This window comes from Variovorax palleresanus (genome assembly GCF_051144945.1).
Lineage (GTDB): Bacteria > Pseudomonadota > Gammaproteobacteria > Burkholderiales > Burkholderiaceae_C > Variovorax > Variovorax paradoxus_S.
Genome location: NZ_JBJNVP010000002.1, coordinates 2,209,163 through 2,233,955, shown reverse-complemented (window position 1 = coordinate 2,233,955; position 24,793 = coordinate 2,209,163). Strand labels below are relative to the sequence as shown.

General features: G+C 68.6%; 22 protein-coding genes. 13 read left to right on the top strand and 9 right to left on the bottom strand.

All coding sequences use genetic code 11. The features are described from left to right. The 4 genes from ACJ7Z0_RS14395 to ACJ7Z0_RS14380 all read left to right on the top strand — a co-directional run bounded on the left by ACJ7Z0_RS14395 (position 1) and on the right by ACJ7Z0_RS14380 (position 3,811). Positions 1-1,104 carry a winged helix DNA-binding domain-containing protein gene (locus ACJ7Z0_RS14395; RefSeq protein WP_434790372.1) on the top strand — a complete coding sequence of 368 codons (1,104 nt, stop codon included), beginning with the start codon at positions 1-3 and terminating at the stop codon, positions 1,102-1,104. A gap of 122 nt (positions 1,105-1,226) precedes the next feature. Beyond that, the gene (locus tag ACJ7Z0_RS14390) at positions 1,227-1,883 is read left to right on the top strand and encodes a response regulator (RefSeq protein ID WP_093023928.1); all 657 of its coding nucleotides are present in this window, start codon (positions 1,227-1,229) and stop codon (positions 1,881-1,883) included. A gap of 61 nt (positions 1,884-1,944) precedes the next feature. Beyond that, positions 1,945-3,354: a sensor histidine kinase gene (locus ACJ7Z0_RS14385; protein WP_434790371.1), complete on the top strand. Its 1,410-nt coding sequence runs from the start codon at positions 1,945-1,947 to the stop codon at positions 3,352-3,354. Between the two features lie 118 nt (positions 3,355-3,472). Continuing rightward, complete coding sequence (locus tag ACJ7Z0_RS14380) at positions 3,473-3,811, top strand: hypothetical protein (RefSeq protein ID WP_434790370.1); 339 nt, start codon at positions 3,473-3,475, stop codon at positions 3,809-3,811. Between the two features lie 20 nt (positions 3,812-3,831). On the opposite strand, the gene aqpZ is transcribed toward ACJ7Z0_RS14380, so the two are convergent. Continuing rightward, complete coding sequence (gene aqpZ / locus ACJ7Z0_RS14375; RefSeq protein ID WP_431126770.1) at positions 3,832-4,542, bottom strand: aquaporin Z; 711 nt, start codon at positions 4,540-4,542, stop codon at positions 3,832-3,834. A gap of 173 nt (positions 4,543-4,715) precedes the next feature. Beyond that, a complete protein-coding gene (locus ACJ7Z0_RS14370) occupies positions 4,716-5,735 on the bottom strand; it encodes a zinc-dependent alcohol dehydrogenase family protein (protein WP_434790369.1) in 1,020 nt (339 codons plus the stop codon). 104 nt (positions 5,736-5,839) lie between these two features. On the opposite strand from ACJ7Z0_RS14370, the gene ACJ7Z0_RS14365 reads away from it, so the two are divergent. The 9 genes from ACJ7Z0_RS14365 (at position 5,840) to ACJ7Z0_RS14325 (ending at position 18,436) form a co-directional block, all read left to right on the top strand. Continuing rightward, the gene (locus ACJ7Z0_RS14365) at positions 5,840-6,754 is read left to right on the top strand and encodes a LysR family transcriptional regulator (RefSeq protein WP_434790368.1); all 915 of its coding nucleotides are present in this window, start codon (positions 5,840-5,842) and stop codon (positions 6,752-6,754) included. Between the two features lie 64 nt (positions 6,755-6,818). After that, positions 6,819-7,862: an ABC transporter substrate-binding protein gene (locus tag ACJ7Z0_RS14360; RefSeq protein ID WP_434790367.1), complete on the top strand. Its 1,044-nt coding sequence runs from the start codon at positions 6,819-6,821 to the stop codon at positions 7,860-7,862. A gap of 132 nt (positions 7,863-7,994) precedes the next feature. Beyond that, the gene (gene htpG, locus ACJ7Z0_RS14355; protein WP_434790366.1) at positions 7,995-10,040 is read left to right on the top strand and encodes a molecular chaperone HtpG; all 2,046 of its coding nucleotides are present in this window, start codon (positions 7,995-7,997) and stop codon (positions 10,038-10,040) included. Next, the gene (locus ACJ7Z0_RS14350) at positions 10,037-10,651 is read left to right on the top strand and encodes a hypothetical protein (protein WP_434790365.1); all 615 of its coding nucleotides are present in this window, start codon (positions 10,037-10,039) and stop codon (positions 10,649-10,651) included. Before htpG ends, ACJ7Z0_RS14350 begins: the two co-directional genes overlap by 4 nt. A gap of 52 nt (positions 10,652-10,703) precedes the next feature. After that, a complete protein-coding gene (locus tag ACJ7Z0_RS14345; RefSeq protein WP_434790364.1) occupies positions 10,704-12,056 on the top strand; it encodes an SWIM zinc finger family protein in 1,353 nt (450 codons plus the stop codon). A gap of 55 nt (positions 12,057-12,111) precedes the next feature. Further along, entirely contained in the window at positions 12,112-13,659 is a 1,548-nt protein-coding gene (locus ACJ7Z0_RS14340) for a DUF5691 domain-containing protein (protein WP_434790363.1), read from the top strand. Next, positions 13,656-14,735, top strand: coding sequence for an ATP-binding protein (locus ACJ7Z0_RS14335; protein WP_055802383.1), 1,080 nt, complete (start codon positions 13,656-13,658; stop codon positions 14,733-14,735). The genes ACJ7Z0_RS14340 and ACJ7Z0_RS14335 overlap by 4 nt, the downstream gene beginning before the upstream one ends. A gap of 138 nt (positions 14,736-14,873) precedes the next feature. Then, on the top strand, positions 14,874-17,225 hold the full coding sequence (locus ACJ7Z0_RS14330) for a DUF5682 family protein (RefSeq protein ID WP_434790362.1): 2,352 nt from the start codon (positions 14,874-14,876) through the stop codon (positions 17,223-17,225). Next, positions 17,222-18,436, top strand: coding sequence for a VWA domain-containing protein (locus ACJ7Z0_RS14325; RefSeq protein WP_431126788.1), 1,215 nt, complete (start codon positions 17,222-17,224; stop codon positions 18,434-18,436). The genes ACJ7Z0_RS14330 and ACJ7Z0_RS14325 overlap by 4 nt, the downstream gene beginning before the upstream one ends. A 24-nt stretch (positions 18,437-18,460) precedes the next feature. Here ACJ7Z0_RS14325 and ACJ7Z0_RS14320 read toward each other — a convergent pair whose 3' ends face one another. The 7 genes from ACJ7Z0_RS14320 to ACJ7Z0_RS14290 all read right to left on the bottom strand — a co-directional run bounded on the left by ACJ7Z0_RS14320 (position 18,461) and on the right by ACJ7Z0_RS14290 (position 24,731). Next, positions 18,461-19,504 carry a serine/threonine protein kinase gene (locus ACJ7Z0_RS14320; protein ID WP_434790361.1) on the bottom strand — a complete coding sequence of 348 codons (1,044 nt, stop codon included), beginning with the start codon at positions 19,502-19,504 and terminating at the stop codon, positions 18,461-18,463. A 34-nt stretch (positions 19,505-19,538) separates the two neighbouring features. Next, complete coding sequence (locus ACJ7Z0_RS14315) at positions 19,539-20,654, bottom strand: DUF2855 family protein (protein WP_434790360.1); 1,116 nt, start codon at positions 20,652-20,654, stop codon at positions 19,539-19,541. 196 nt (positions 20,655-20,850) lie between these two features. Next, complete coding sequence (locus ACJ7Z0_RS14310; RefSeq protein WP_307577402.1) at positions 20,851-21,276, bottom strand: organic hydroperoxide resistance protein; 426 nt, start codon at positions 21,274-21,276, stop codon at positions 20,851-20,853. A gap of 94 nt (positions 21,277-21,370) precedes the next feature. Further along, positions 21,371-21,823, bottom strand: coding sequence for a MarR family winged helix-turn-helix transcriptional regulator (locus ACJ7Z0_RS14305; protein WP_434790359.1), 453 nt, complete (start codon positions 21,821-21,823; stop codon positions 21,371-21,373). A 124-nt stretch (positions 21,824-21,947) separates the two neighbouring features. Further along, a complete protein-coding gene (locus tag ACJ7Z0_RS14300; protein ID WP_434790358.1) occupies positions 21,948-22,802 on the bottom strand; it encodes an ABC transporter permease in 855 nt (284 codons plus the stop codon). Positions 22,803-22,805: 3 nt separating this feature from the next. Then, positions 22,806-23,783, bottom strand: coding sequence for an ATP-binding cassette domain-containing protein (locus tag ACJ7Z0_RS14295; protein ID WP_434790357.1), 978 nt, complete (start codon positions 23,781-23,783; stop codon positions 22,806-22,808). 57 nt (positions 23,784-23,840) lie between these two features. Continuing rightward, entirely contained in the window at positions 23,841-24,731 is an 891-nt protein-coding gene (locus ACJ7Z0_RS14290; RefSeq protein WP_434790356.1) for a LysR family transcriptional regulator, read from the bottom strand. Between the last annotated feature and the right edge of the window lie 62 nt (positions 24,732-24,793).

Below are 24,793 nucleotides of genomic sequence, written 5' to 3'. Positions count from 1 at the left end.
ATGGCCGTGGTGCTGAGCCAGCGCGCGCTGAACCGGGCCACGCTGGCGCGGCAGATGCTGCTGGAGCGGCGCAAGGCGACGGTCGCGCAGGCCATCGAAAAGCTGGCGGGCCTGCAGGCGCAGGCGCCGAACCCGCCTTACATCGGGCTCTGGAGCCGGCTCGAAGGCTTTCGCCGCGCGCAGCTGACTGAAGCCCTGGAGAAGCGCCGCGTCGTGCGCATGTCGACGATGCGTGCGACCCTGCACCTGATGGCCGCATCGGATGCGCTGTCCTGGCGGCCGCTGCTCGAACCCGTGCATCAGCGCGGCCTCTCGGGCGAGCACGCGCGGGCTCTCGAAGGCATCGACCGTGCAGCCGTGGTGAAGGCGGGGTGGGCGTTGCTGCGCGAAGGCCCGCTCACCGGTTCCGAGCTCGGGCAGGCACTCGCGGCGCGCTGGAAAGACCGCCAGCCCGCCTCGCTCGCCGCACTCATCCGCAACAACCTGCCGCTGGTGCATCTGCCGCCCGCGGGCAGCTGGAACTCGCACCAGAGCGCACAGCTGCAGCCCATCGGACAGTGGCTCGGCGATTCCGCTGCCGATGCCGCAGCCGCCACGCAGGACGACCTGCTGCTGCGCTACCTGGCGGCCTTCGGTCCCGCCACGCTCGCCGATGCCGGCGCGTGGTCGGGCCTCACGGGCTGGAAGGCCGTGGCCGAGCGCCTCCGGCCGCAGCTGCGCACGTTTACCGGCGAGCAGGGCCAGGAGCTGTTCGACCTGCCGCGTGCGCCGCGCCCCGGTCCCGACACCCCCGCGCCGCCGCGCCTCGTCGCCGAATGGGACAACCTGCTGCTCTCGCATGCCGACCGCAGCCGCGTGATGAGCGAGGTGCATCGCAGCCGGGTGTTCACCGTCAATGGCATCGTGCGCGGCACGGTGCTGCTCGACGGTTTCGTCGCGGGCATCTGGAAGATCGAGCGGGCGAAGAACGCAGCCACGGTGGTGCTGGAGCCCTTCGCGCGGTGGTCCAAGGCCGACCGGCTCGGCGTGCAGGAAGAGGCCATGCGCCTGCTGGCCTTCGCCGCCGGTGGCGAGGGCGAGCGGCACGACGTCCGCGTGGCGTGACCCTTGTGCCTTCACGGCGTCTAAGCCCCGCCTAAGACTTCGCCTCTACGCTGCGCCGCGGCGCAGGGCCACTACCGATCATCCCGATCACGTGCTACCTTGCAGCCCAAGGAGTCGACGCAATGCGTGTACTGCTGGTGGAAGACGACGAGATGATCGGGCGCAGCCTGAAGCAGGCGCTCGAAGGCGCGGGCTGGTCGGCTGACTGGGTGCGCGACGGCGAGCTGGCGCAAAGCGCGCTCGGCGACGGCGACTACACCTGCGTGCTGCTCGACCTGGGCCTGCCGCGGCAGGACGGCACCGAGGTGCTGCGGCGCGCGCGCGAACGCGGCGATGCCACGCCGGTGCTGGTGCTCACCGCGCGCGACGGGCTCGACGACCGCGTCCACAGCCTCGACCTGGGCGCCGACGACTACCTGCTCAAGCCTTTCGAGTTTCGCGAGCTGCTCGCGCGCATGCGGGCCGTGGTGCGCCGGCGCGACGGCGCCGCGCATTCCCTGATCGGGGGGAGCACCTTGCAGCTCGACCTGACCACGCGCGAGGTGGTGGTCGATGGCGCGCGCGAGGCGCTCACGGCGCGCGAGTTCGCGCTGCTGCACGCCTTGCTCGAGCGGCCCGGCGCCATCCTCTCGCGCGAGCAGCTCGAGAACCGCATCTACGGCTGGGGCGAAGAAGTGACCAGCAACGCCATCGACGTGCTGATCCACGGCATGCGCCGCAAGCTCGGCGCGGATTCGATCCGCAACGTGCGCGGACTGGGCTGGCGCGTCGCGGCATGAGCGCTCGCCCGGCCGTTCCGAAGGGGGCTCGCGCCGCAGCGCGAAGCACGAAGGTTTGCCAATGAGCGCTGCGGGCGGCGGTCGCTGGTGGCGCCCGCGCTCGCTGCGCACGCAACTGCTGTTCTGGCTCGTCACGCTGCACCTGGCGGCGGCGGCGATCACGGCGTGGTTCACCTTCGTGGCCTATGGCGACCTGGTCCACAACGCGCTCGACGAGCAGATGCGGCTGGTGGCCGATTCCTATGCGGGCGGCGACCCGCCCCGGACCCCGCGCCCGCTCGACGCCGAGGCCGCCCTGGTGCGCGGCGCCTTCGTGGTCCAGCTATGGAGCGCCGACGGCCGCACGCTGCGCGCGAGTTCCTGGCCGCCGCTGGCCGTGGTGCCCTTGCAGCCGCAGCCGGGCTTTGGCGATGTGGACACCGGCGTGCATCCGCATTCGCGCTGGCGCGTGCTCACGGCCGAACCCGGTGCGCACGCCGACCAGCCGCGCGTGCAGGTCTTGCAGAACGAGGACTACCGCCGGCGCCGAACGCTGCGACGCGCGCTGCTCGAAGGCCTGCCCATCGCGTTGCTGCTGCCCCTGGCGTTGTTGATCCTGTGGCTCATCGTGTCGGCGGCGTCGCGTTCGCTCAGGGCGGTGGCGCGCGACGTGGCCTCGCAGGACGAGCGCAGCCCGACCGATCTGTCGCTGGCGCGCGTGCCCGACGAGATCGCGCCGCTGGTCCACGCGTTCAACCACCTGTTGTCGCGCGTGCGCAATGCCTTTGCCACGCAGCGCCGCTTCGTGCAGGACGCGGCGCACGAGCTGCGCACCCCCATGGCCGCCATCGGCCTGCAGATCGAGAACCTGCGCGCGCACGTCCCCGCCGGCGAAGCCACCGAGCGCTTCAACCAGCTCGAGGCCGGCGTCACCCGCGCGCAGCACCTGATCGAACAATTGCTGAGCCTCTCGCGGCAGGATGCGCCGGGCCGCCCCACGTCGTGCGAGCCCGTCGACATCGAAACCCTGCTGCGCGAGAGCGTGAGCCAGCTGATGGTGCTGGCCGATGCGCGCCGCGTCGACATCGGATTCGAAGGCCGCATTGCGCCCGTGGTGATGGCGCCGCCCGCCGAGCTGCGCAGCGTGTTCGACAACCTGATCGACAACGCGCTGCGCTATGCGCCCGAAGGCGGCGTGGTCGACGTGCGGCTGCACGAGTTCGAAGGCCATGCGGTGGTCGACGTGCTCGACAACGGGCCGGGCATTCCAGCGTCGTCGATAGCCCGCGTGTTCGACCGTTTCTTTCGCGTGCCGGGCGCGCCGGCGGGCGGCAGCGGACTCGGGCTGGCCATTGCGCGCACGGCCGCCGAAAGGCATGGCTTGCGCATCGAGCTGCGCAACCGCGATGAAGAAGAAGGAGGCGGAGGCGGCCCGGGACTGATGGCGCGGGTGCACCTGCCTTCGTCATCCATGCCGCTCACGCCGGCCTAATTGTTTGCTCACGGCCCGCTCAGTCAGGCTGCCTAGAGTGCGTTCAGGCCCTGCCACGCGCAGTTCGCGCGATGGCACGCGGCCGGAGACAACCACCCGCCATTCAGGAGCACACACCATGCGCACTTCCGTCAAGCTTATTGCCCTTGGTTCTTTTGCCGCGTTCGCGGCGCTCGGTGCCGTCCATGCATCGGCCGAGACGACCGACGGTTCGGACTACCACCCGTTGCAGATGAACTCACCCGAGAACCCCGAAGTGCAGGCGGGTGCGATGGCCGCCGCGCGGCCGAGCGGCACCGAGTCCATCGGCCAGTCGACCAGCGCGCCGGCCATGAACTCGACTATCCCGGTGTCCGATGTGCAGGCCGGTGCTTATGCGGCGTCGCACGCCACCGGCACCGAGTCGATCGGGCAATCGACCTCGCTGCCGCTCGTGCAGTCGGCCAGCGGCAGTTGATCGGTTGCCTGCGGCTTCCGTCAGTCGTCGTTGGCGTTGCTGAGCAGCACGCGATAGATCACCGCACCGATGACCGCGCCCACGATGGGTGCGGCCCAGAAGAGCCACAGTTCCGGCAGGGCGTAGGAGGGGCCGAACAGCGCCGGCCCCGTGCTGCGCGCCGGGTTGACCGAGGTGTTGGTCACCGGAATGGAGACCAGGTGAATCAGCGTGAGGCACAGGCCGATGGCCAGGCCCGCGAAGCCGCCGGCCGCGCGCCTGGCGGTCGAGCCGAGGATCACGATCAGGAACACCGCGGTCATCACCACTTCGCACACCAGCGCGGCGGTCATGCCGTACTTGCCGGGCGAGTGCTCGCCATAGCCGTTGGTGGCAAAGCCGCCGATGTCGGCGCCGGGCTTGCCGGTGGCAATCAGGTAGAGCACGCCGGCCGCGGCAATGGCGCCCAGCACCTGCGCGACGATGTAGCCCGCGAGCTGCGAGGCCTTGAAGCGCCCCGCGGCCGCGAGGCCGATCGACACGGCGGGGTTGAAGTGGCCGCCCGAGATGGGGCCGAGCGCATAGGCCCCCGTCACCACCGTGAGGCCGAACGCGAGCGAAACGCCCAGGAAGCCGATGCCCAGGTTGCCCGGAAAGGCCGCCGCGAGGACGGCGCTTCCGCAGCCGCCCAGCGTGAGCCAGAAAGTACCTATGAACTCGGCCGACCACTTTTTGTAGGTGCTATGTTCCATGCTGTTCCATCCTGAAGTTGAGAAAAGCGCATGGCCTCCCGGCCATCGTGCGGGCGGATTCTAGGAACGGAACACGCATGCGCCATGCATGTTGTTGCGGCTAACGGAACCTGTTCACAAATCGACGGTCTTTTGTTTCTGACACGGGGCGTGCAAGAGACCAATAGGTCTCATCAAAGCGTGACGACGACCTTGCCGAACGCGCCGCGCGCGAGATGGTCGAGCGCATCGGGCAGCTCGGCGAAGGCATGGCGCGCCGCGATCACGGGCTTGAGCGCATTGACGTCGATGGCGCGCACCAGCTCTTCGAGTGCGCGCCGATGGCCCACGCCAATGCCCTGCACCGTGATGCGGCCGAGCACCATCGCATAGAACGACGCACTCAGCGTCTCGCCGCCCAGCATGCCGATGATCGACACGCGGCCGCCCTGCGCCGTGGCCTGCAGCGAACGATCCAGATTCGGCCCGCTCGCGAGTTCGAGCACGTGGTCCGCGCCGCGGCCTTCGGTGAGCCGCCGCACTTCGGCCGGCCAGTCGCTGTCGCGCATCAGCACGTGGGTTGCGCCGAGCGCGAGCGTTTGCGCGCGCTTGTCTTCGCTGCCCGAGACGACGATGGTGCGCGCGCCGTACAGCCGTGCCAGCTGCAATCCGAACAGCGCCACGCCGCCGGTGCCATGGATCAGCACGGTCTGGCCGGGCCTCACGGCCTGGTTCGCGCCGGTCTCGGCCAGCGCGAACCAGGCCGTGAGGCCGGCGCACGGCAGCGTGCTCGCTTCGGCGAAGTCCAGCGTGGCCGGCGCCGCCACGGCCCAGGCCGCATCGAGAAGCACGTGCGAGGCCAGCATGCCCGGACCGGGCCCGCCGGCCAGCACGGCCCCTGCCGGCCACTGCCCGTCGATCCAGCCGCCCCAGAAGGTGTTGACCACGCGGTCGCCGATGGCAAAGCGCTGCACGCCCGGCCCCGTGGCCACTACGGTGCCCGCCATATCGGAACCGGGCGTGAACGGCATGTCGAACTTCATGCCCATGCCGTCGCGAACCATCAGGAGGTCGCGGTAGTTGAGCGACACCGCGCCCACCCGCACCAGGACCTGGCCCGGGCCGGGCGTGGGGAGCGGCAGTTCGACCTGCTGGAGCTGCTCGCGGCCGAAGGAAGAGAGTTGCCAGCGGCGAAGCGTTTGAGGTTCCTGCATGAAAAAAGACTCCTTCGAAGAAACAAGGGAGCCTTCATGCTATTGGCGACTTGATTTATCCAGTGGTGGATAATTTTCAACTTCATGGCGCCTGAAAATATCCAATGAGCCAACGTCTCCAAAGCATCGAAGAGTTCGTCGCCGCGGTGGAAGCAGGCAGCTTTGCGCGTGCGGCAGAGCGGCTGCACGTCACGCGCTCGGCGGTGGCCAAGAGCATTGCGCGGCTCGAGGCGCGGCTGGGCACTCGGCTTTTCCTGCGCACCACGCGCAGCCAGAGCCTCACCGAAGAAGGCCACGGCTACTACGAGCGCTGCCGGCGCGCGCTGGCCGAGCTCGACGCAGCCGAAGCCATGGCGGACGCCGCGCGCAGCACCGCGGCCGGGCTGGTGCGCCTCAGCATGCCGGCGATGCTCGGGCGCCTGAAGGTCGGGCCGCTGCTGCTCGCGCTGGCGCGCCGGCACCCGGGGCTTTCGCTGGAGCTTTCTTTCAACGACCGGCGCGTGGACTTGGCCGAAGAGGGCCTCGACCTCGCCATTCGAAGCGGCGAGCTGCCCGACAGCGCCGACCTGGTGGCGCGGCCGGTCGGCACGCAATGGATGGTGCTGTGCGCCGCTCCCGCCTATCTTGCCGAGCGCGGGCGCCCCGCCGACGTGGCCGAGCTCGGCGCTTCGGCGCACGAGGCGGTGCTCTATGCCCGCGACGGGCAGATCTCGCCCTGGCGCTTTCACGACGCCGAAGGCCGGCTGGTCGAGATGGCACCGCCTTCGCGGCTGCGCTGCGACAGCGCGGAGGTGCTGCTCGAAGCCGCCATCGGCGGCATGGGCCTGGCGCGCCTGCCGGCCTGGCTCGCGGCCGATGCGCTGGCCGCCGGCACGCTGGTGCGCGTGTTCGACGAGCCGCGGCCGTTCGGCTTCGAACTCAACGTCATCCGTTCCCGCAGCCGCTACCTGCCGCACAAGACGCGGGTGGTGGTCGACTGGCTGGCCGAGCACCTGCCGCCGCTGCTGGCGGCCCGCTGAGCGGCGTTGCCGGCTATCCTGCGGCCTGGCCTTTCCAATAAAACCATTTGCCGGAGGAGAACGCATGCGCCCCTTTGCCACCAGGAATGCCGCGGCCCTTGCCGCATGCGCGGGCGCCATGGCCTTTTTCTTTTCCCCCTGCGCGGCCGCGCAGGGCACGGTCAACGCGCTCTGCAGCACCGATGCCGGCTGGTGCGAAGCGGCCGCCGCGGCCTTCACGCGCGAGACCGGCATCAAGGTGCAGCAGGCGCACAAGGGCACCGGAGAAATCGGCGCCCAGCTGCGTGCCGAGGCGGCCAACCCCAAGACCGACATCTGGTGGGGCGGCACCGGAGACCCGTTCCTGCAGGCCGCCGAGCAGGGTCTGCTGGAGCCCTACCGGCCGGCCTACATCAACGACCTGCACGACTGGGCGGTGCGCCAGTACGCCATGTCGCAGAACATGGTGGGGGGCTTCTACACCAGCGCCATCGGCTTCGGCTTCAATACCGACCTGCTCAAGAAAAAGAAACTGCCCGAGCCGAAGTGCTGGGCTGATCTCGTCAAGCCCGAGTACCGAGGCGAGATCGAGATCTCGCACCCGGCCTCGAGCGGCACGGCCTACACCATCATCGCGGGCCTGGTGCAGCAGATGGGCGAAGACGCGGCCTTCGACTACCTGAAGAAGCTGCATCGCAACGTCACCAGCTACACCCGCAGCGGCCAGGCGCAGGCGCCCAACGTGGCCAAGGGCGAGGTGGCGATCGGCGTGAGCTTCATCTTCGGATTCGAGCGCTGGCGCTACGACAAATTTCCGGTGAAGACGGCCGCGCCCTGCGAAGGCACCGGCTACGAGGTGGGCGGTATCGCGCTGGTCAAGGGCGCGCGCAACAAGGAGAATGCCAAGCGCTACTACGACTGGCTCATGAGTCCGGCCGGCCAGGCGACCGGCGGACAGGTCGGCAGCCTGCAGTCGCCGGCCAACAAGACCTTCAAGCCCGATGCGCGCATTCCGTCGATGAGCGACGTGAAGCTCATCAAGTACGACTTCGAGAAATACGGCAAGGCCGCCGAGCGCAAGCGGCTGATCGACCGCTGGACCCGCGAAGTCGAATCGCAACCGAGATAGGCCTAAAAAAAGCACGCTTCCGGCAGATATTGTTTTTTGGGGCGGAAGCCCCAACTCGCAGAGTTGATAAGCCGAACGCGCCCCGGCGGCCGCCCGGCTTAGAATTTTTCAGTTCGATATTTCTTCTTTCTCATGGCTGATTCCTCCAACACGAAACTACCGTTCCAGGCTGAAGTCGCGCAGCTTCTGCACCTCGTCACGCATGCGTTGTATTCCAACAAGGAAATCTTCCTGCGCGAGTTGATCTCGAACGCATCGGACGCCTGCGACAAGCTGCGCTTCGAGGCCATCGACCATCCCGAGCTGTACGAAGACCAGCCCAACCTGGACGTGCGCCTTTCCTTCGACAAGGCCGCGCGCACCATCACCATTACCGACAAGGGCATCGGCCTGTCGCGCCAGGAAGCCATCGACCACCTCGGCACCATCGCAAAAAGTGGTACCAAGGACTTCATGAGCAAGCTCAGCGGCGACCAGAAAGCCGACGCGCAGCTCATCGGCCAGTTTGGCGTGGGCTTCTACTCGGGCTTCATCGTGGCCGACAAGATCACGGTCGAATCGCGCCGCGCCGGCCTGCCGCCCGAGCAGGGCGTGCGATGGGTGAGCGGCGGCGCCGGCGACTTCGAAGTGGCCGACATCACGCGCGCCGAGCGCGGCACAAGCATCACGCTGCACCTGCGCGACGACGCTGACGAATACCTCAACGCCTGGAAGCTCAAGCAGATCGTCGGCAAGTATTCCGACCACATCTCGCTGCCCATCCTCATGGAAAAAGAGGAGTGGAAAGAAGGCGAGAACGACCAGCCCGGCGACATGGTCAAGACCGGCGAATGGGAAACGGTCAACAAGGCCAACGCCCTGTGGAGCCGCAACAAGAAAGACATCACGCCCGAGCAGTACGAAGAGTTCTACAAGACCGTCAGCCACGACTACGAGGCGCCGCTCGCCTGGAGCCACAACCGCGTGGAAGGCAGCACCGAGTACACGCAGCTGCTCTTCATCCCCTCGAAGGCCCCGTTCGACCTGTGGAACCGCGAGAAGAGCGCGGGCGTCAAGCTCTACGTCAAGCGTGTCTTCATCATGGACGACGCCGAGGCGCTGCTGCCGAGCTACTTGCGCTTCGTGAAAGGCGTGATCGACTCGTCCGACCTGCCGCTCAACGTGAGCCGCGAATTGCTGCAGGAAAGCCGCGACGTGAAGGCCATCCGCGAGGGCAGCACCAAGCGCGTGCTCTCCATGCTCGAAGACCTGGCGAAGAAGCAGAAGACCGCGCCCGAAAGCGCCGAAGGCAAGATCGACGTCGGCTCCGGGGAATCGGTGCCCGCGCCCGATCCGACCGAGATTGCGGCCGACGTCACCGACGTGGTCGACAAGAAAGCCATGCCGGCTGCCGAGGCGGCGGCCGAGTACGCCGACGAATCGGGCAAGTACGCCAGGTTCTATGCCGAGTTCGGCGCCGTGCTGAAGGAAGGCCTGGGCGAAGACTTCGCCAACCGCGACCGCATCGCCAAGCTGCTGCGCTTTGCCTCCACCACGAGCGACACGGCGAGCGTGAGCTTTGCCGACTACAAGGCGCGCATGAAGGAAGGCCAGGACGCGATCTACTACATCACGGCCGACACGCTCGCCGCCGCCAAGAACAGCCCGCAGCTCGAGGTCTTCAAGAAGAAGGGTATCGAGGTGCTGCTCATGACCGACCGCGTCGACGAATGGGCGCTCAACTACCTCACCGAGTTCGACGGCACGCCGCTGCAAAGCGTGGCCAAGGGCGCGGTCGATCTCGGCAAGCTGCAGGACGAGGCCGAGAAGAAGGCCGCCGAGGAAGCCGCCGAGTCCTTCAAGCCGCTGCTCGAGAAGCTCAAGGAAGCGCTCAAGGACAAGGCCGAGGACGTGCGCGTGACCACGCGCCTGGTCGATTCGCCCGCCTGCCTGGTGGTGAATGACGGCGGCATGAGCACGCAGCTCGCGCGCATGCTCAAGCAGGCCGGCCAGCCGGCGCCTGACCTCAAGCCGGTGCTCGAAGTGAACGCCGAGCACGCGCTGGTGAAGAAGCTCGAAGGCTCGGCGCATTTCGACGACCTTGCCAACATCCTGTTCGACCAGGCGCTGCTGGCCGAAGGCGGCCTGCCGGCCGACCCCGCGGCCTACGTGAGGCGCGTGAACGCGCTGCTGGTGTGAACGCCCGGCCGCGCTCCAGTCGGGCAACAGCCGCCGCCGTGGCGGTGGCGCTGTTGCTCCTGGTGGGCGGCTGTTCGCACTATCACATCGGCATACCGCTGGTGCCGGGGCTCTCGCTGGGTCTTGGCGCGACCAAGGACGGCAATTTCTCCGTCGGGCTCAACACCGGCTGGGGCCCGCTCGGCGCGGGCGTGGTAGTCAACAACGCCGGCGTGGTGGCCGGCACCGCGGGCGTGGGTGTCGGCGTCGGCATCGGGCCGATCGGCACCGGCGTCGGCGTGGGCAAGAGCGTGGTGCTGCACGACCCCAATGCGGGGAAAGCCGGGTACGCGCCGGCGGGCGGCGCCGCGCCAGTCACGACGGCGGCGATCGGGGCTACGGTCCCGGTATCCGGTACGTCAGGCATTGCCGGTGTGGCTCCCGTGGCAACCATTCCGCCCGCTGCGCCGGTCACGGTCACCAAGGGCGGCGTGACCAGGCCGGTCACCGCTTCCGCACCGCAGGCGGCGCCGCAGCCTTCCGCGGTGCGCGTGTCTTACCGCACGCCGGCCGATGCCGCGGCCCTTCCGGCCGGCAGCCTCGGCACGCCGGGCAATCCCGTCGCGCCTTGATGGCCGCGCTTTTCCAATCTTCCGCGCCGCGGACCGGCGCGAGGGTGCCCTGATGACTCTCAGCACAGAAGCCGTCCTGGCGCTCGCGCCCGACGATGCCTCGGCGAAAGCCGCCAAGGGCCTGCTTGCACCAGCCAAATGGCCCACGCTCGGATATTCCGACGATGCGGTGTGGGGCGAATGCCAGGGCAGCGGCAGCAAGCCTTATCAGACGCAGGCCGACCTCGCCGGCCCGGTGTTCCGCTGCTCCTGTCCGAGCCGCAAGTTCCCCTGCAAGCACGGCCTCGCGCTGATGCTGCTGCGCGCGCAGAGCGAAGCCAGCTTCACCGCGGGCACGCCGCCGGCCTGGGTGTCCGAGTGGATCGCTTCGCGGCGCGACAAGGCCGAGAAGAAGGAAGCCCGCGCCGCCGAAGCGCCGGCCGCGCCCGATCCCGCCGCGGCCGCCAAGCGCGACGCGCAGCGCTGGAAGCGCATCGAGGCCGGCACGCAGGAGCTCGCGCGCTGGCTCGACGACCAGACCCAGCGCGGCCTTGCCTCGCTCGGCAGCGAGCAGCAACAGGCCTGGGGCTCGATGGCCGCGCGCATGGTCGATGCGCAGGCGCCCGGGCTCGGCCAGCGCATCGCGCAGGCGGCCGAACTCATCGGCGCCGGTGAAGGCTGGCCGGCGCGGCTGCTCGACCGGCTGGGCCGGCTTCAACTGATCGTCGATGCGGTGCCGCGCCGCGAATCGCTCTCGCCCGCCACGCTGGCCGACCTGCGCACCGCGCTCGGCTGGCCTCAGGACCGCGAAGCCCTGCTGGCGGATGGCGAGCGCGTTGCCGACCACTGGCTCGTGCTGGGCCAGTGCACCGACGAGCGCGACACCAAGCTGGTCGAGCGCCATGTCTGGCTGCAAGGCCGCGCGAGCGGGCGGCGTGCCCTGCTGCTCGACTATTCGCATGGCGGCCGGGGTTTCGAAACCGGATGGGTCAGCGGCAGCGAGCGCGCCGCAGTGCTGTGCTTCTACCCCGGCCATGCGTCGCAGCGCGCGCTGGTGGCCGAGCTGCTGGCGGATGCACCCGCTGCATCGGCAGAGTCCGCATCGAACGCATCCGACGAATGGCAACGCATGGCGCAGCAGATTGCCGCCAACCCCTGGCAACCCCTGCTGCCGATGGTGTGGGCCGAAGCCGTGCCCGCGCGGCATGGCGACCAATGGTGGCTGCGACTCGATGCCGCACCGCAGGCGCTGCCAATGCAATTGGCGACGCAGGAGGCGTGGCAGTTGCTGGCGCATTCGGGCGGCGCGCCGCTGCGTGTCTTCGGCGAATGGGACGGCGAGCAGTTCGCGCCGCTCACCGCCTGGGCCTCGGGCGCCGCAGCGGGCAGCGCGCCGGTCTGGACCTTGAGCGGAGTGCGGACATGAGCCGCCGGGCCGCCCCAAGGCGAATACCGCAGCGCGTGAGCGCGGAGGTTATCGAATGAGCCATTGGAACTCGCTACTGCAGACCGCGCTGGTCGGCACCGCCCGTCAGCCCGTGCCGGCAGCTCAAGGAATGGCAGGCGGCGAATTCGCCGCGCTGCTGCAAGCGATACAGGACGGCGAAGCACAAGGCCAGCTCCTGCGCGCCGCGGGCGCCGTGGCCATCGGCCGCCGTGCCGGCTTCGTGGCGCCGGGCCTCTCGCCTTCCGACGCACCGGTCGCCGCCGCCGACGAACGCCCCGTGCTGAACGATTCCGCGCTGCAAGCCGCCATCGTCGACGCACTCGCGAGCGGACCGCTGCGTTTGCAGCACGAAGGCCTCGCCGCGCTGGCCGCCGCCGGCCTGCGCCTGCCGCACAGCCTGCTGCCCGCCGCACTCGACGCCGGCCGCCGCGCCGTCGACCTGCGGCCCGCCGTGATTCCTGCGCTCGGCGAGCGCGGACTCTGGCTTGCCGCACGCAACGACGAGTGGCGCTATGCCGTCGGTGCCAGTGAGCAGGCCGACGCACAGACACGGTGGGATGAGGGCAGCCTCGAACAGCGGCGCGCGGTGCTGGCCGAACAGCGCCGCATCGATCCCGCCGCCGCGCGCGAACGCCTTGCGGCGGAACTGCCACAACTCCCGGCGAAGGAGCGCGCCGCGCTGCTGGGCGCGCTGGCCGAGAACATCGGCCCCGATGACGAAGCCCTGCTCGACGCCCAGCTCAAGGATCGCGCCCGCGACGTGCGGCAGGCCGCGGTCGAACTGCTGCAGCGGTTGCCCGCGAGCGCCCATGTGCAGCGCATCGAGGCCTTCTTTGCGCCGCTGCTCTCGCAGGAGGGCGGAGCATGGCAGCTGAAAGCACCCGAAGCCGCCGATCCGCGCTGGAAGGACGATGCCATCGACGCCGCGCGTCCGACCCACGAAAGCCTCGGTGAACGCGCCTGGTGGCTCTACCAGCTCGTGCGCCAGGCCCCGCTCGCATGGTGGACCGCGCGCACCGGCATGGCGCCCGCCGCGCTGCTCGACTGGGCCGCGAAAGGCGACTGGAAGGACGCACTGCTGCGCGGCTGGAACGACGCGATCGTGGCGACCCCCGATTTCGACTGGTGCGACGCCATGCTCGACCGCGCGCGCGCCCAGCGCGCGTGGGTGGGCCAGCTGCTGGCACTGTTGCCGCGCGAACGGCGCGAGCGTCACTGGGTCCGCGAGCTCGGCGAATCGGGCAACGGCGTGCAGGAGGTGGTCGCCTTCGCCGAGCAGGCCTGCGCGCCCGGCGAAACCCCTTCCGCCGAACTCTCGCTGAAGCTTGCGAGCGCACTGCGCACCCGCGTCGAACGCGGCGATCTCGTCAACGACTACGTGCTGCGCCAGGTGCTCGGCGATGCGGCCGCGCTGCTTCATGCGAGTGCGCTGCACCTGCTGGCCGACCTGCCGCGCGCGGCCGAGGAAAGCCCCGGCCTTGCCAACGCACTGGGCGACACCGCACGCATCGTGCGCGCGCGCCAGCTGTTTTCAACCCTTCGTTCCCAGCCCCCCTCTTCATCTTCCCAAGGCCGTCCATGAGCAATGTCCTGCGCCAGCATGCCGAACAGCAATTCGCCGAAGAACTCGATGCGCTCCAGAAGGTCGACGACCGCCAGCGCCCGGCCAACTGGAAGCTCTCGCCCTGGGCCGTGCTCACCTACCTGATGGGCGGCAAGCTGGCCAACGGCTTCGAGGTCAGCCCCAAGTACATCGGCAATCCCCGGCTCATGGAGATCGCGGTCTCCACGCTCGCGACCGACCGCGCGCTGCTGCTCTACGGCGTGCCGGGCACCGCCAAGTCGTGGGTGTCTGAGCACCTGGCCGCCGCCGTGAGCGGCGACTCGACCATGCTGATCCAGGGCACGGCCGGTACCAGCGAGGAGCAGCTTCGCTATGGCTGGAACTACGCCGAACTGCTGGCCAACGGCCCTTCCGAAAAGGCGCTGGTGCCGAGCCCGCTGGTGCATGCAATGCGCCTGGGCAAGATCGCGCGCGTCGAAGAGCTCACGCGCATTCCGGCCGACGTGCAGGACACGCTGATCACCGTGCTGTCCGAAAAGACGCTGCCCATTCCCGAGCTCGGCAGCGAGGTGCAGGCCGTGCGCGGCTTTTCGGTGATCGCGACCGCCAACAACCGCGACAAGGGCGTGAACGAACTTTCCAGCGCGCTCAAGCGCCGCTTCAACACGGTGGTGCTTCCAGTGCCGGCCAGCGAAGCGGAGGAAGTGCAGATCGTGGTCAAGCGCGTGTCCGAACTTGGCCGCGCGCTCGCGCTGCCGGCCGAGCCGCCCGCGCTGCAGGAAGTGCGCCGCGTGGTGCAGATCTTCCGCGAGCTGCGCAACGGCCAGACCGAGGACGGCAAGACGCGCATCAAGTCGCCGACCTCCACGCTCTCCACCGCCGAGGCCATCTCCGTCATCAACAGCGGCATGGCGCTCGCGGGCCATTTCGGCGACGGCGTGCTGCGCTCGGCCGACGTGGCTTCGGGCCTGATCGGCGCCGTCATCAAGGACCCGGTGCAGGACCACGTGGTGTGGAAGGAGTATCTGGAGACCGTGGTGAAGGAACGCACCGACTGGAAGGATCTGTACCGCGCCTGCCGCGAACAGCTTTGATGACTCCCCCAGTCTTCGCGCACTTCGTGTCGCTTCGCCAACCCCCTCGCCGGGGGCAACGCCAGCGGCCCGGCAGAGCCGGTTCCGCGGCGTTCCACGGAAAAACCGGGTCGCTTTGTGCGCAGTGAGGCCATCGATATGACTTCGAGCAAGCCGGCTTCACCGCTGCACTACTTCGGCATCCGCCACCACGGGCCTGGCTGCGCGCGCAGCCTGCTGCGCGCCTTCGAATCGCTGCAGCCCGACTGCATCCTGGTCGAAGGGCCGCCCGAGGCCGAGGGCCTGCTCTCCTTCATGGCGCATGCCGAGCTGCGTCCGCCGGTCGCGATGCTGGTGCATGCGAACGACGACACGCGCCTGGCTGCCTTCTACCCGTTCGCCGAGTTCTCGCCCGAGTGGCAGGCGCTGCAATGGGGCGTGAAGCACGGCCTGCCCACGCGCTTCATCGACCTGCCGCAGGCGCATCGCATGGCCATCGACCAGGCAGCGCGCGAGGCCGACGAGGCCAAGGCTGAAGCACCGGTCGAAACGCCGCTCGACGACGACGAGACCGACAAGGTGCCCGTCTCCGAAACGGTCGAAGCGCCAGAGCAGGAACCAGTGGCCGCCGCGGCACTGCCCGACGACCCTTTCGACTGGCTCGCCCACGCCGCCGGCTATGCCGACGGCGAGAGCTGGTGGAACCACATGGTCGAGGAGCGCGGCGACGGCGAAGACCTGTTCGGCGCCATCGCAGAGGCCATGACCGCCGTGCGCGCCGAGACGCCCGAAGACCGGCGCGGGCAACGCGCCATGGAACGCGAACAGCAGCGTGAGGCCTTCATGCGGCAATCGATCCGCGAGGCCGTGAAAGCCGGCCACCAGCGCATCGCCGTCGTCTGCGGCGCCTGGCATGTGCCCGCGCTGCAAGGCGCAGCCACCGCCAAGGCCGATGCCGCGCTGCTCAAGGGCCTGCCCAAGCTCAAGGTGCTTGCCACCTGGGTGCCGTGGACCTATCGCCACCTCACGAGCGCCAGCGGCTACGGCGCCGGCATCGATTCGCCCGGCTGGTACGAACACCTGTGGCAGCAGGGGCACGATGTGGCCGGCCGCACGACGGGCTGGCTTGCACGTGTCGCCAGGCTGCTGCGCGCGCACGACCTCGATTGTTCGTCCGCCCATCTGATCGAGGCCACGCGCCTCGCCGACACCCTGGCCGCCCTGCGCGAGCGCCCCGCGCCTGGCCTGCCCGAGCTCGACGAGGCCGTGCGCAGCGTCATCTGCATGGGCGAGCAGGCACCGCTCACGCTGATCCGCGAGCGCCTCACTGTCGGCGACCGCATGGGCCAGGTGCCGGCCGAAGTGCCGACCGTGCCGCTGCAGCGCGACATCGAACAGGCGCAGAAAAGCCTGCGCCTGAAACCCGAGGCAACCGCCAAGACGCTCGACCTCGACCTGCGCCAGCCCAACGACCTGGCGCGCAGCCACCTGCTGCACCGCCTGCGCCTGCTCGACCTGCCCTGGGGCGAGATCACCGCCGGCCAGCGCGCGAGCCGCGGCACCTTCCACGAGGTGTGGCAGTTGCAGTGGCAGCCCGAGTTCGCGCTGCGCATCATCGAAGCCAGCCGCTTCGGCGCCACCGTGGCCCACGCCGCGAGCGCGCGCGTGATGGAAGGACTGGCCGCGGAAACCTCGCTCGCCGCACTGGCCGAGCAGGTCGACACCGTGCTGCTGGCCGACCTGCCAGTAGCCGTGCAGGCCGTGACCCGCGCGCTCGAAGACCGCGCCGCGCTCACCGGCGATGCGGTGCAGCTCATCGGCGCGGTGCCGCCGCTGGCCAACGTGTTCCGCTACGGCAGCGTGCGCCAGACCGACAGCGCGCTGCTCTCGCACGTGCTCGACAGCCTGATCGTGCGCGGCGCCATCGGCCTGCCGATTGCCTGCGGCGCGCTCGATGCCGAAGCCGCCGAGGCGCTGCGCACAAGGCTCATTGCCGCGCACGATGCGGTGCGCCTGCGCGACGGCGAAGAGACCACCGCCGCCTGGCGTGCTGCGCTGCGCGCCATCGCCTTCAGCGAAAGCGCGGCCTCGCTCTTGCGCGGCGTGAGCTGCCGGCTGCTGCTCGACGACGCGCAGCTCGACAGCGATGGCGCTTCGCAGCAGCTCGCGCGCAACCTTTCTTCCGGCGCACCGCCGACCGAAGCGGCTGCGTGGCTCGAAGGTTTTCTCAACCGCAACGCGATGGTGCTGCTGCACGACGAGGCCGTCTGGTCGCTGGTCGACGGCTGGCTCTCGGGGCTCGGCGAAGAGCACTTCGTGCAGGTGCTGCCGCTGGTGCGCCGCAGCTTCGCGGATTTTTCGGGCGCCGACCGGCGCGCCCTGGGCGAGCGCGCCAGGCGCGGCGCTGCGGGCGGTACGGCTTCGACGGCCACCGCCGCGGCCGACTGGGACGAAACACGCGCGGTGCTCGCGCTGCCGCTGCTGCGGGAACTGCTGGGAGTGAAAGCATGAGCGTGAATCCGGACCCCGCCGACATCGAAGAAGAGGCACCGCCACCCACTGGCCGCCTGCAGCGCTGGCGGCTCGTGCTCGGCAGCGAGGCCAACGCCAGCTGCGGCGCCGTCGAGGGCCGCGTGCGCGAGATCGACCAGGCGCTTGCCGCGCTCTATGAAGCCGACGGCCGCCGCGGCCTGGGCCAGGGCGGCCAGCGCGGCGGACGCGGTGATTCGGCGCCCAGCGTGGCGCGCTGGCTCGGCGACATCCGCAAGTATTTTCCGAGCCAGGTGGTGCAGGTGATGCAGCGCGACGCGATGGAGCGGCTCAACCTGCGCCAGATGCTGCTGCAGCCCGAGATGCTCGAGAACGCGCAGCCCGACGTGCACCTGGTTGCCAACCTCGTGGCGTTGTCGAGCGTGATCCCGGCCGGCACCAAGGACACCGCGCGCGCCGTGGTGCGCAAGGTGGTCGACGAACTCATGAAGCGGCTCGAAGAGCCGATGCGCAGTGCCGTGAGCGGCGCGCTCAACCGCAGCCAGCGCAACCGCCGGCCGCGCCATTCGGAGATCGACTGGAACCGCACCATCCGCGCCAACCTGCGCCACTGGCAGCCCGAGTACCGCACCGTGGTGCCGCAGACGCTGGTCGGCTATGGCCGGAAGGCCCGCCAGCCGCAGCGCGAGGTGATCCTGTGCATCGACCAGAGCGGCTCGATGGCCGCCTCGGTGGTCTATTCGAGCATCTTCGGCGCCGTCATGGCGAGCCTGCCGGCGGTCTCGACCAAGCTCGTGGTGTTCGACACCGCCGTGGTCGACATGACCGAGCAGCTGCAAGACCCGGTCGACCTGCTGTTCGGCGTGCAGCTGGGCGGTGGCACCGACATCAACGGTGCGGTGGGCTACTGCCAGAGCCTGGTGCGCGAGCCGCGCAACACCATCCTGATCCTGATCTCCGATCTGTACGAGGGCGGGGTCGAAGGCAACCTGCTGCGGCGCGCCAACGAACTGGTGGAGGCCGGCGTGCAGTTCATCGCGCTGCTGGCGCTCAGCGACGAGGGCGCGCCCGCCTACGACCGCGACCTGGCCGCCAAGCTGGCCGCGCTCGGCGTGCCGTCGTTCGCCTGCACGCCGGATGCGTTCCCGGGCCTGATGGCCGCGGCCATCAAGCGCGAAGACGTGGCCGCCTGGGCGGCGGGGCAGGGCCTGAAGACCAGCCGGGCGGCATAGCGCAGTCGCCCGCCGGGCGCTCGCTCAGGCGTAGAGCGGCTCTTCGGCCATCTGCTCGCACTGCTCCTGCAGCACGAGGATCTGGCCCTTCCAGTAGTCGCTGGAGCCGAACCACGGAAAGTTGATCGGAAAGATCGGGTCTTCCCAGCGCCGGGCGAGCCAGGCGCTGTAGTGGATGAGCCGCAAGGTGCGCAGCGGCTCGATCAACGCGAGTTCGCGGCGGTCGAATTCGCGGAACTGCTCGTAGCCGTCGAGCAACCCCGAGAGCTGCGCGGTGCGCTGCGCGCGCTCGCCCGAAAGCAGCATCCACAGATCCTGCACCGCGAAGCCCGTGCGCGCGTCGTCGAGGTCGACGAAGTGCGGGCCGCCACCCGGGCGGTCGGTGGGCGTCCACAGGATGTTGCCGGGGTGCACGTCGCCATGCAGCCGCAGCTTGCGCGGCTGGAAGTCGGAGGCGGGGGCGTTCACCGCCAGCGCGGTGGCGGCAATCATGTCCAGCGCCTCGTTGCAGGCCTTTTCCCAATCGCGCTGCACGTCGAGCGGCACCTTGTCGTGGCCGAGCAGCCAGTCGCGCGAGGCCATGCCGAAGGTCTGCAGGTCGAGCGCGGGCCGGGCCTCGAAAGGCCTGGCGCTGCCCACGGTGTGGATGCGCGCGAGAAACCGGCCGACCCATTCGAGCACTTCGAAATCGTCGAGCTCCGGCGCGCGGCCGCCGCGATACGGGCTCACGCTGAAGGCGAAGCCGCCGTGGTGGTGCAGGGTGGTGCCGTCGAAGGCCAGTGGCGCCACGGCGGGCACTTCGGCCGCCGCCAATTCAAGCGAGAAGCCGTGCTCTTCCAGGATCTCGGCCTCGCTCCAGCGCTCGGGCCGGTAGAACTTGACCACCACGGCTGGATGCGGATCCGGGTCCTCCAGGAACACCTGGTAGACCCGGTTTTCATAGGAGTTCAGGCCGGTGAGCCGGCCATCGCCGTGCAGGCCGAGCGTCGCGAGCGCGTCGAGCACCACGTCGGGCGTGAGGCTCTCGTAAGGATGTGTGTTGGCGGGCGTCGCGGGGGAAAGGGTCATGCAGCAATTGTCGCTACACGGGCCCTCCCCGGCGTCACAACCCGCCGGGTTGTTTGTAAAGCGAAAGGATATGCCCGATGCGCGGGTCGCCCTTGCCGGCCAGCACCTGCGCGTAAGCGGCCTGCACCGCCTCGCCGCCGTGGTGGTGCTCGGCGCGCAGCCAGGGGGTCTTCGCATTGGTCACGGTGGCAAGGAAGTCGTGCCAGGCGGCCACCATGCGGCGGCCGAATTCGTCGGCGCCCCATTCGGCGGTGCGCTTCTTGATCTGCGCCGGCGCAAAGAACAGCGTGGCGCGCGGGCCGGGCAGGTCCTTGCCCGCGCCCTGGGCGGCGAGCTGTTCGACATGCGTGCCGCCGATCGAGCAGCTGTACTTGAGGTTCGCGAAGCGCGCGTGGATGGCATTGCGCAGGCCGCCGTTGCCGGCGAAGTCCACGTACACGGCGGGCGTCTCGGCCGCGATGGTGTCGAGCGCGTCGTACGTCACCACCCGGTCGTAGCAGCCCAGGCTTTCGCAGAAGGCCACGTTGGCGGGCGAGGTCAGGCCGATCACCTCGATGCCTTTGCGCTGGTGCAGCTGGAAGGCCGTGCCGTAGGCCGTCTTGCTCGACGCGCTCGACAGCAGCATGGTGTTGCCGCCGAAGAAATCGTTGTCGGCCATGAAGTCGTCGATCAGCCACGAGGTGATGAACAGCGGGCGCAGCAGCGCCTGCAGGTCTTCGGTGTCCGCGGTGTAGAGCGGATCGGCATTGCAGCGGAAATACTGGTTGTAGACCGCGGGCAGCGCCGCGCGGTGCGCAGCAGCATCGGTGAAGCGCGCGGACGTGAGACGGTCGGGGCTCAGCACCGCGCTCGACGACATCGGCCAGTAGCCGTAGAGCCGTTCGCCCACCGCCACGCCCGGGTGCAGCGACTGCACCACGCTGCCGAAGCCCCACACCGGAATGCTTCCCCAGCCCTCTTCGCCGGACGGGAAGAACTGCCAGTAGCTCATGGCATCGCCAAAGGCCGCATAGGTGATGTTGTTGGAGGTGAGCGCAAAGCTGTCGATGCGAACACGCACCTGGCCGTCGGCCAAAGGCTCGTCGGTGGCGGTGTGCAGGCGCGTGGCGGGGAGCTGGTCCTTGCGGATCAGGAGGCTGGTGGTGCTCATGGTGTCTCGATCTCCACGGTGGTGTGAGTTTCGTTGCGTGCAGCCACATTAGCCAAGCTTGATGAAACGCGCTATCGCACAGGGCGTTTCGGCGTCACCCGTGAGACACGACGGCGCGCATGAAAAAAGCGCCCCGGCTTGTGGCCGGGACGCTTTTTGCTGCGTTGAGCTGCGCTGCGCTTTGCTTAGCGCGAACTCAGGCGATCGTCAGTTCGACGTCGATGTTGCCGCGCGTGGCGTTCGAGTACGGGCACACCTGGTGGGCGGTGTCGACCAGCTTCTGCTTCTGGTCGGCATCGAGGCCGGGCAGCGTGATCGCGAGCTGGACGGAAATGCCATAGGCAGCGCCGCCGTTCGTCGGGCCGAGGGAAACCTTCGAGTCGATGGCCACGTCTTCAGGCACCTTGACACCGATCTTCGGGCCGACGGCCTTCATCGCACCGATGAAGCAGGCGGCATAGCCGACCGCGAACAGCTGCTCGGGGTTGGTGCCGGGCTTGCCCGAACCGGGCGAGCTCAGCTTGACGTCGATGGCGCCGTCGCTGGACTTGCCTGCGCCGTCACGGCCGCCGACGGTATGGGCTTCAGCGGTGTAGAGAACCTTGTCGAGCTTGGTGGTCATGGTGATTCCTTTGATGATGATGGAGGAGGGGGAGGGTGAAAAAAGCTTCTCTCTTTTTCGATCGAAGCGGGGAGAAAACCGGGTTGTCCCGTCGTCAGGCCGCCTTCTTGATGCGGTCGCGCAGCGACTGGATCTGCTGGGTGAGCGAAATCAGTTCGGGCACCGAGCATTGGGCGGCGGCCATCAGGCATTCGGGCACGTTGGCAGCACGGGCCTTGAGCTTGCGGCCGGCGGCGGTGAGCGTGATGTGCACGCGGCGCTCGTCGGCCGTGTCGCGCACCCGGGCCACGTAGCCGTTGGCTTCGAGCCGCTTGAGCAGCGGCGTGAGCGTGCCGGAGTCGAGCGAGAGACGTTCGCCCAGCGCGGAAACCGTGGGGCCGTCTTGCTCCCAGAGGGCGAGCATCACGAGGTATTGGGGGTAGGTGAGCTGCAGCTTTTCCAGGACCGGCTTGTAGAGGCGGGTCATGGCCAACGAGGCGGAATAGACGGCGAAGCAGAGCTGGTTGTCCAGCTTGAGCATTTCGTCCGAGGTATGTTGGGTAGGCATGGGATGAATTGTAGTGTGCAATTCAATTGTGTGCAATGTAATATTTTTGGGTACTTTGGGTGTTTGCTTCCCGAGGCCGGGGCGAGACCCGGCCTCGGGAAAGAAAAAGAACCCGTAAAAACAGCTATCCCCGGAACCTCTTCCGAGTCAAAGCCAAAGCAATCCAAAAAGCCACAACCGCATAAACCGCCAACACTCCCCCGTGCAGCCACCAGTCCGTCGGCCACTGATCCATGAACAACGGCCTCACCAGCGCCACCGCAGTAGTCAACGGCAACCAAGCCGCCACAGCCCGAACAGCAGAAGGCAATTGCTCCAGAGGAAAGAACACGCCACTCAGAAACATCATCGGCGTCATGAACAGCGTGAAGTAATAGGTGAAGAAGTCATACCCCTTCGCCAGCGCATTGAAGATCAGCGCAATGGACGAGAAGGTGATGCCGGCGCCGATCAGCACCATCCACGCGACCACCAGCTTCGGGCTGTGGCTGATGCCCAGCCCGAGCATCACGAACAGGATCGCGGTGACGGTGAAGATCGACTTGAAGGCGGCCCACAGCATCTCCGCCAGCACGATGTCGTCGAGCCCGACCGGCGCGTTCATGATGCCGTCCCAGGTCTTCTGCACGTGCATGCGCGAGAAGGCCGAGTACAGCGCCTCGAAGCTCGCGGCATTCATCGCGCTCATGCAGATCGAACCGCTCGCCAGAAAGAGGATGTAGGGCACCCGCGTTCCGTTCACTGACACCTCGCCGACAAGCGCACCCATGCCGTAGCCGAAGGCCACGAGCCAGATCAGTGGCTCGGCGATGTTGCCGATCAGGCTCGGGATCGCGAGCTTTTTCCACACGAGCAGGTTGCGCAGGAAAACCGGCCACCAGCGCAGCGAGAGTTCGGGCGCGCGCCACACCGAAGGCGATGGCGGCGTGGCGCCGGTTGCAGTTGTTGTCGTTGTTGTCGTCGTCGTGGTGTTGTTCATTGACTAGCCCTCCTGGCGGATCTGCCGGCCCGTGAGCTTGAGAAAAAGGTCTTCGAGGTTCGCGGGCCGATGGAAGGTGCGCAGCCGGCCGTGCCGCGCCAGCGCATCGAGCAGGCGGCGCGCATCCTGCGTGTAGAAGAACACGGTTTCCCCGCTCACTTCCACGCGTGCCGCCATGGCCTTGAGTTCGGGCGACTCGGCCAGCGAGAGCGCGCCGTTGCCATACACCTCGACCACGTCGGGCTCCAGGTGTTCGGCGATCAGGTCGCGCGGCCGTCCTTCGGCAATCTTTCGGCCGTGGTCGAGCACCAGCAGGCGCGAGCACAGGCGCTCGGCCTCGTCCATGAAGTGCGTGGTCAGGAGAATCGACTTGCCTTGCTGCAGCAACACCTGCAGCCGCTCCCACATCAGGTGCCGCGCCTGCGGGTCGAGCCCGGTGGTCGGCTCGTCGAGCAGCAGCAGCTTGGGGTCGTTCACCAGCGCGCGCGCCAGCGACAGGCGCCGCCGCATGCCGCCCGACAGTTCGCCTGGCTTCGCGTTCGCCTTGTGCGAGAGGGCGGCAAACTCCAGCAGCTGCGGCACGCGCTCGCTCGCCTGCGCCTTGGTGAAGCCAAAGTAGCGGCCGTACACCACGAGGTTCTCGGCGCAGCTGAAGTCGGGGTCGAGCGTGTCGAACTGCGAGACCACGCCAAGTTGCGCCTTGATGGCCAGCGCATCGCGCGGCATTTGCAAGCCCAGCGCCGAGATCTCGCCGCCGTCGGGCGTGGTCAGGCCCAGGCACATGCGGATCGTGGTGGTCTTGCCCGCGCCGTTCGGGCCGATCACGCCAAGGCATTCGCCAGGCGCGATCTCGAACGACAGGTCGTCGACGACGGTGGTGCCGCCATAGCGCTTGAGGAGATGGCTGGCGTGGAAGAGGGGGGTGGAAGAGGAGGATGGCACGCGGCCATTCTGGCCCAGGCTCGCGACACTTGCCGCCATCGCTTCAACCGATGGACAACCCCTGCGCGTTCGGAGCGGCCCCCGGCCATTGGCGCCCTACATCCGTAGGCCGCTGAACTCGCTCTTCATCCAGTCGATGAAAGCCCGCGTGCGCGCCGGCAGCAGCCGCGCGTTCGGGTAGATCACGCTCACCGGCCGCGGCGGCGGTTCGTAGTCTTCGAGCACCAGCTTCAACCGGCCTTGCGCCACGTACGGAAGCACCTGGTAGGAGAAGAAGGTGCCGAAGCCCATGCCCGCAGCGCAAGCCTCCACGGCGGGTGCGAGGTGGTTGAACTCGAGCCGGTTGCTGGGCGTCACGCTCACGGTCTTGCCGCGCTCGTGAAACTGCCACTGCGGCGGCGCGTCGATGCGGCCGCGCACGCAGGGGGCGCCGGCCAGGTCGCGCGGGTGCCGCGGCGTGCCTTGGAGCGCGAGGAAGTCGGGGCTCGCCGCCACCACGCGCCGGATGGTGCCGAGCGTCTGGGCAACGAGCGATGAATCCTGCAGCGGGCTGATGCGGATGCCGATGTCGATGTTTTCCTCCAGCAGGTTCACCGTGCGGTCGTACAGCAGCACGCTGCAGCGCACCTTGTCGTAGCGCTTCATGAAGCGCGTGATGGCCGGCGCCACGTACATGTGGCCGAACAGCACCGGCGCGGTGATGGTGAGCAGGCCCGCGGGCTCGTGAGCCTCGGCCTTGAGCGCGAGGTCCGCGGCGTCGGCCGCGAGCAGCACCTCGCGCGCGCTGGGCAGATAGTGGCGGCCTTCCTCGGTCAGCGAGAGGCGGCGCGTGGTGCGGTGGAACAGGCGCACACCCAGGTGCGCCTCGAGCGCGGCAAGAGAGCGCACCACCGCGGGCAGCGAACTGCCCATCGATTCGGCGGCACGGGTCAGGCTGCCCTGCTCGGCAATCTGCACGAAGGTCTGCATGGCTTTGAAGCGGTCCATGGCGCAATTAAACCGGAAAACGCAGCAGTCAAATCCAGGAATGGCTATTCATTCATTTGCCG

What these genes read in the sequence shown, in the direction of transcription:
- ACJ7Z0_RS14390 (WP_093023928.1), top strand. Translation starts at nt 1,227, where the DNA reads ATGCGTGTACTGCTGGTGGAAGACGACGAGATGATCGGGCGCAGCCTG.
- ACJ7Z0_RS14360 (WP_434790367.1), top strand. Translation starts at nt 6,819, where the DNA reads ATGCGCCCCTTTGCCACCAGGAATGCCGCGGCCCTTGCCGCATGCGCG.
- ACJ7Z0_RS14310 (WP_307577402.1), bottom strand. Translation starts at nt 21,276, where the DNA reads ATGACCACCAAGCTCGACAAGGTTCTCTACACCGCTGAAGCCCATACC.
- ACJ7Z0_RS14300 (WP_434790358.1), bottom strand. Translation starts at nt 22,802, where the DNA reads ATGAACAACACCACGACGACGACAACAACGACAACAACTGCAACCGGC.
- ACJ7Z0_RS14325 (WP_431126788.1), top strand. Translation starts at nt 17,222, where the DNA reads ATGAGCGTGAATCCGGACCCCGCCGACATCGAAGAAGAGGCACCGCCA.
- ACJ7Z0_RS14345 (WP_434790364.1), top strand. Translation starts at nt 10,704, where the DNA reads ATGACTCTCAGCACAGAAGCCGTCCTGGCGCTCGCGCCCGACGATGCC.
- ACJ7Z0_RS14335 (WP_055802383.1), top strand. Translation starts at nt 13,656, where the DNA reads ATGAGCAATGTCCTGCGCCAGCATGCCGAACAGCAATTCGCCGAAGAA.
- ACJ7Z0_RS14385 (WP_434790371.1), top strand. Translation starts at nt 1,945, where the DNA reads ATGAGCGCTGCGGGCGGCGGTCGCTGGTGGCGCCCGCGCTCGCTGCGC.
- ACJ7Z0_RS14305 (WP_434790359.1), bottom strand. Translation starts at nt 21,823, where the DNA reads ATGCCTACCCAACATACCTCGGACGAAATGCTCAAGCTGGACAACCAG.
- ACJ7Z0_RS14320 (WP_434790361.1), bottom strand. Translation starts at nt 19,504, where the DNA reads ATGACCCTTTCCCCCGCGACGCCCGCCAACACACATCCTTACGAGAGC.
- ACJ7Z0_RS14315 (WP_434790360.1), bottom strand. Translation starts at nt 20,654, where the DNA reads ATGAGCACCACCAGCCTCCTGATCCGCAAGGACCAGCTCCCCGCCACG.
- htpG (WP_434790366.1), top strand. Translation starts at nt 7,995, where the DNA reads ATGGCTGATTCCTCCAACACGAAACTACCGTTCCAGGCTGAAGTCGCG.
- ACJ7Z0_RS14395 (WP_434790372.1), top strand. Translation starts at nt 1, where the DNA reads ATGGCCGTGGTGCTGAGCCAGCGCGCGCTGAACCGGGCCACGCTGGCG.
- ACJ7Z0_RS14295 (WP_434790357.1), bottom strand. Translation starts at nt 23,783, where the DNA reads ATGGCGGCAAGTGTCGCGAGCCTGGGCCAGAATGGCCGCGTGCCATCC.
- ACJ7Z0_RS14370 (WP_434790369.1), bottom strand. Translation starts at nt 5,735, where the DNA reads ATGCAGGAACCTCAAACGCTTCGCCGCTGGCAACTCTCTTCCTTCGGC.
- ACJ7Z0_RS14365 (WP_434790368.1), top strand. Translation starts at nt 5,840, where the DNA reads ATGAGCCAACGTCTCCAAAGCATCGAAGAGTTCGTCGCCGCGGTGGAA.
- aqpZ (WP_431126770.1), bottom strand. Translation starts at nt 4,542, where the DNA reads ATGGAACATAGCACCTACAAAAAGTGGTCGGCCGAGTTCATAGGTACT.
- ACJ7Z0_RS14290 (WP_434790356.1), bottom strand. Translation starts at nt 24,731, where the DNA reads ATGGACCGCTTCAAAGCCATGCAGACCTTCGTGCAGATTGCCGAGCAG.
- ACJ7Z0_RS14330 (WP_434790362.1), top strand. Translation starts at nt 14,874, where the DNA reads ATGACTTCGAGCAAGCCGGCTTCACCGCTGCACTACTTCGGCATCCGC.
- ACJ7Z0_RS14380 (WP_434790370.1), top strand. Translation starts at nt 3,473, where the DNA reads ATGCGCACTTCCGTCAAGCTTATTGCCCTTGGTTCTTTTGCCGCGTTC.
- ACJ7Z0_RS14340 (WP_434790363.1), top strand. Translation starts at nt 12,112, where the DNA reads ATGAGCCATTGGAACTCGCTACTGCAGACCGCGCTGGTCGGCACCGCC.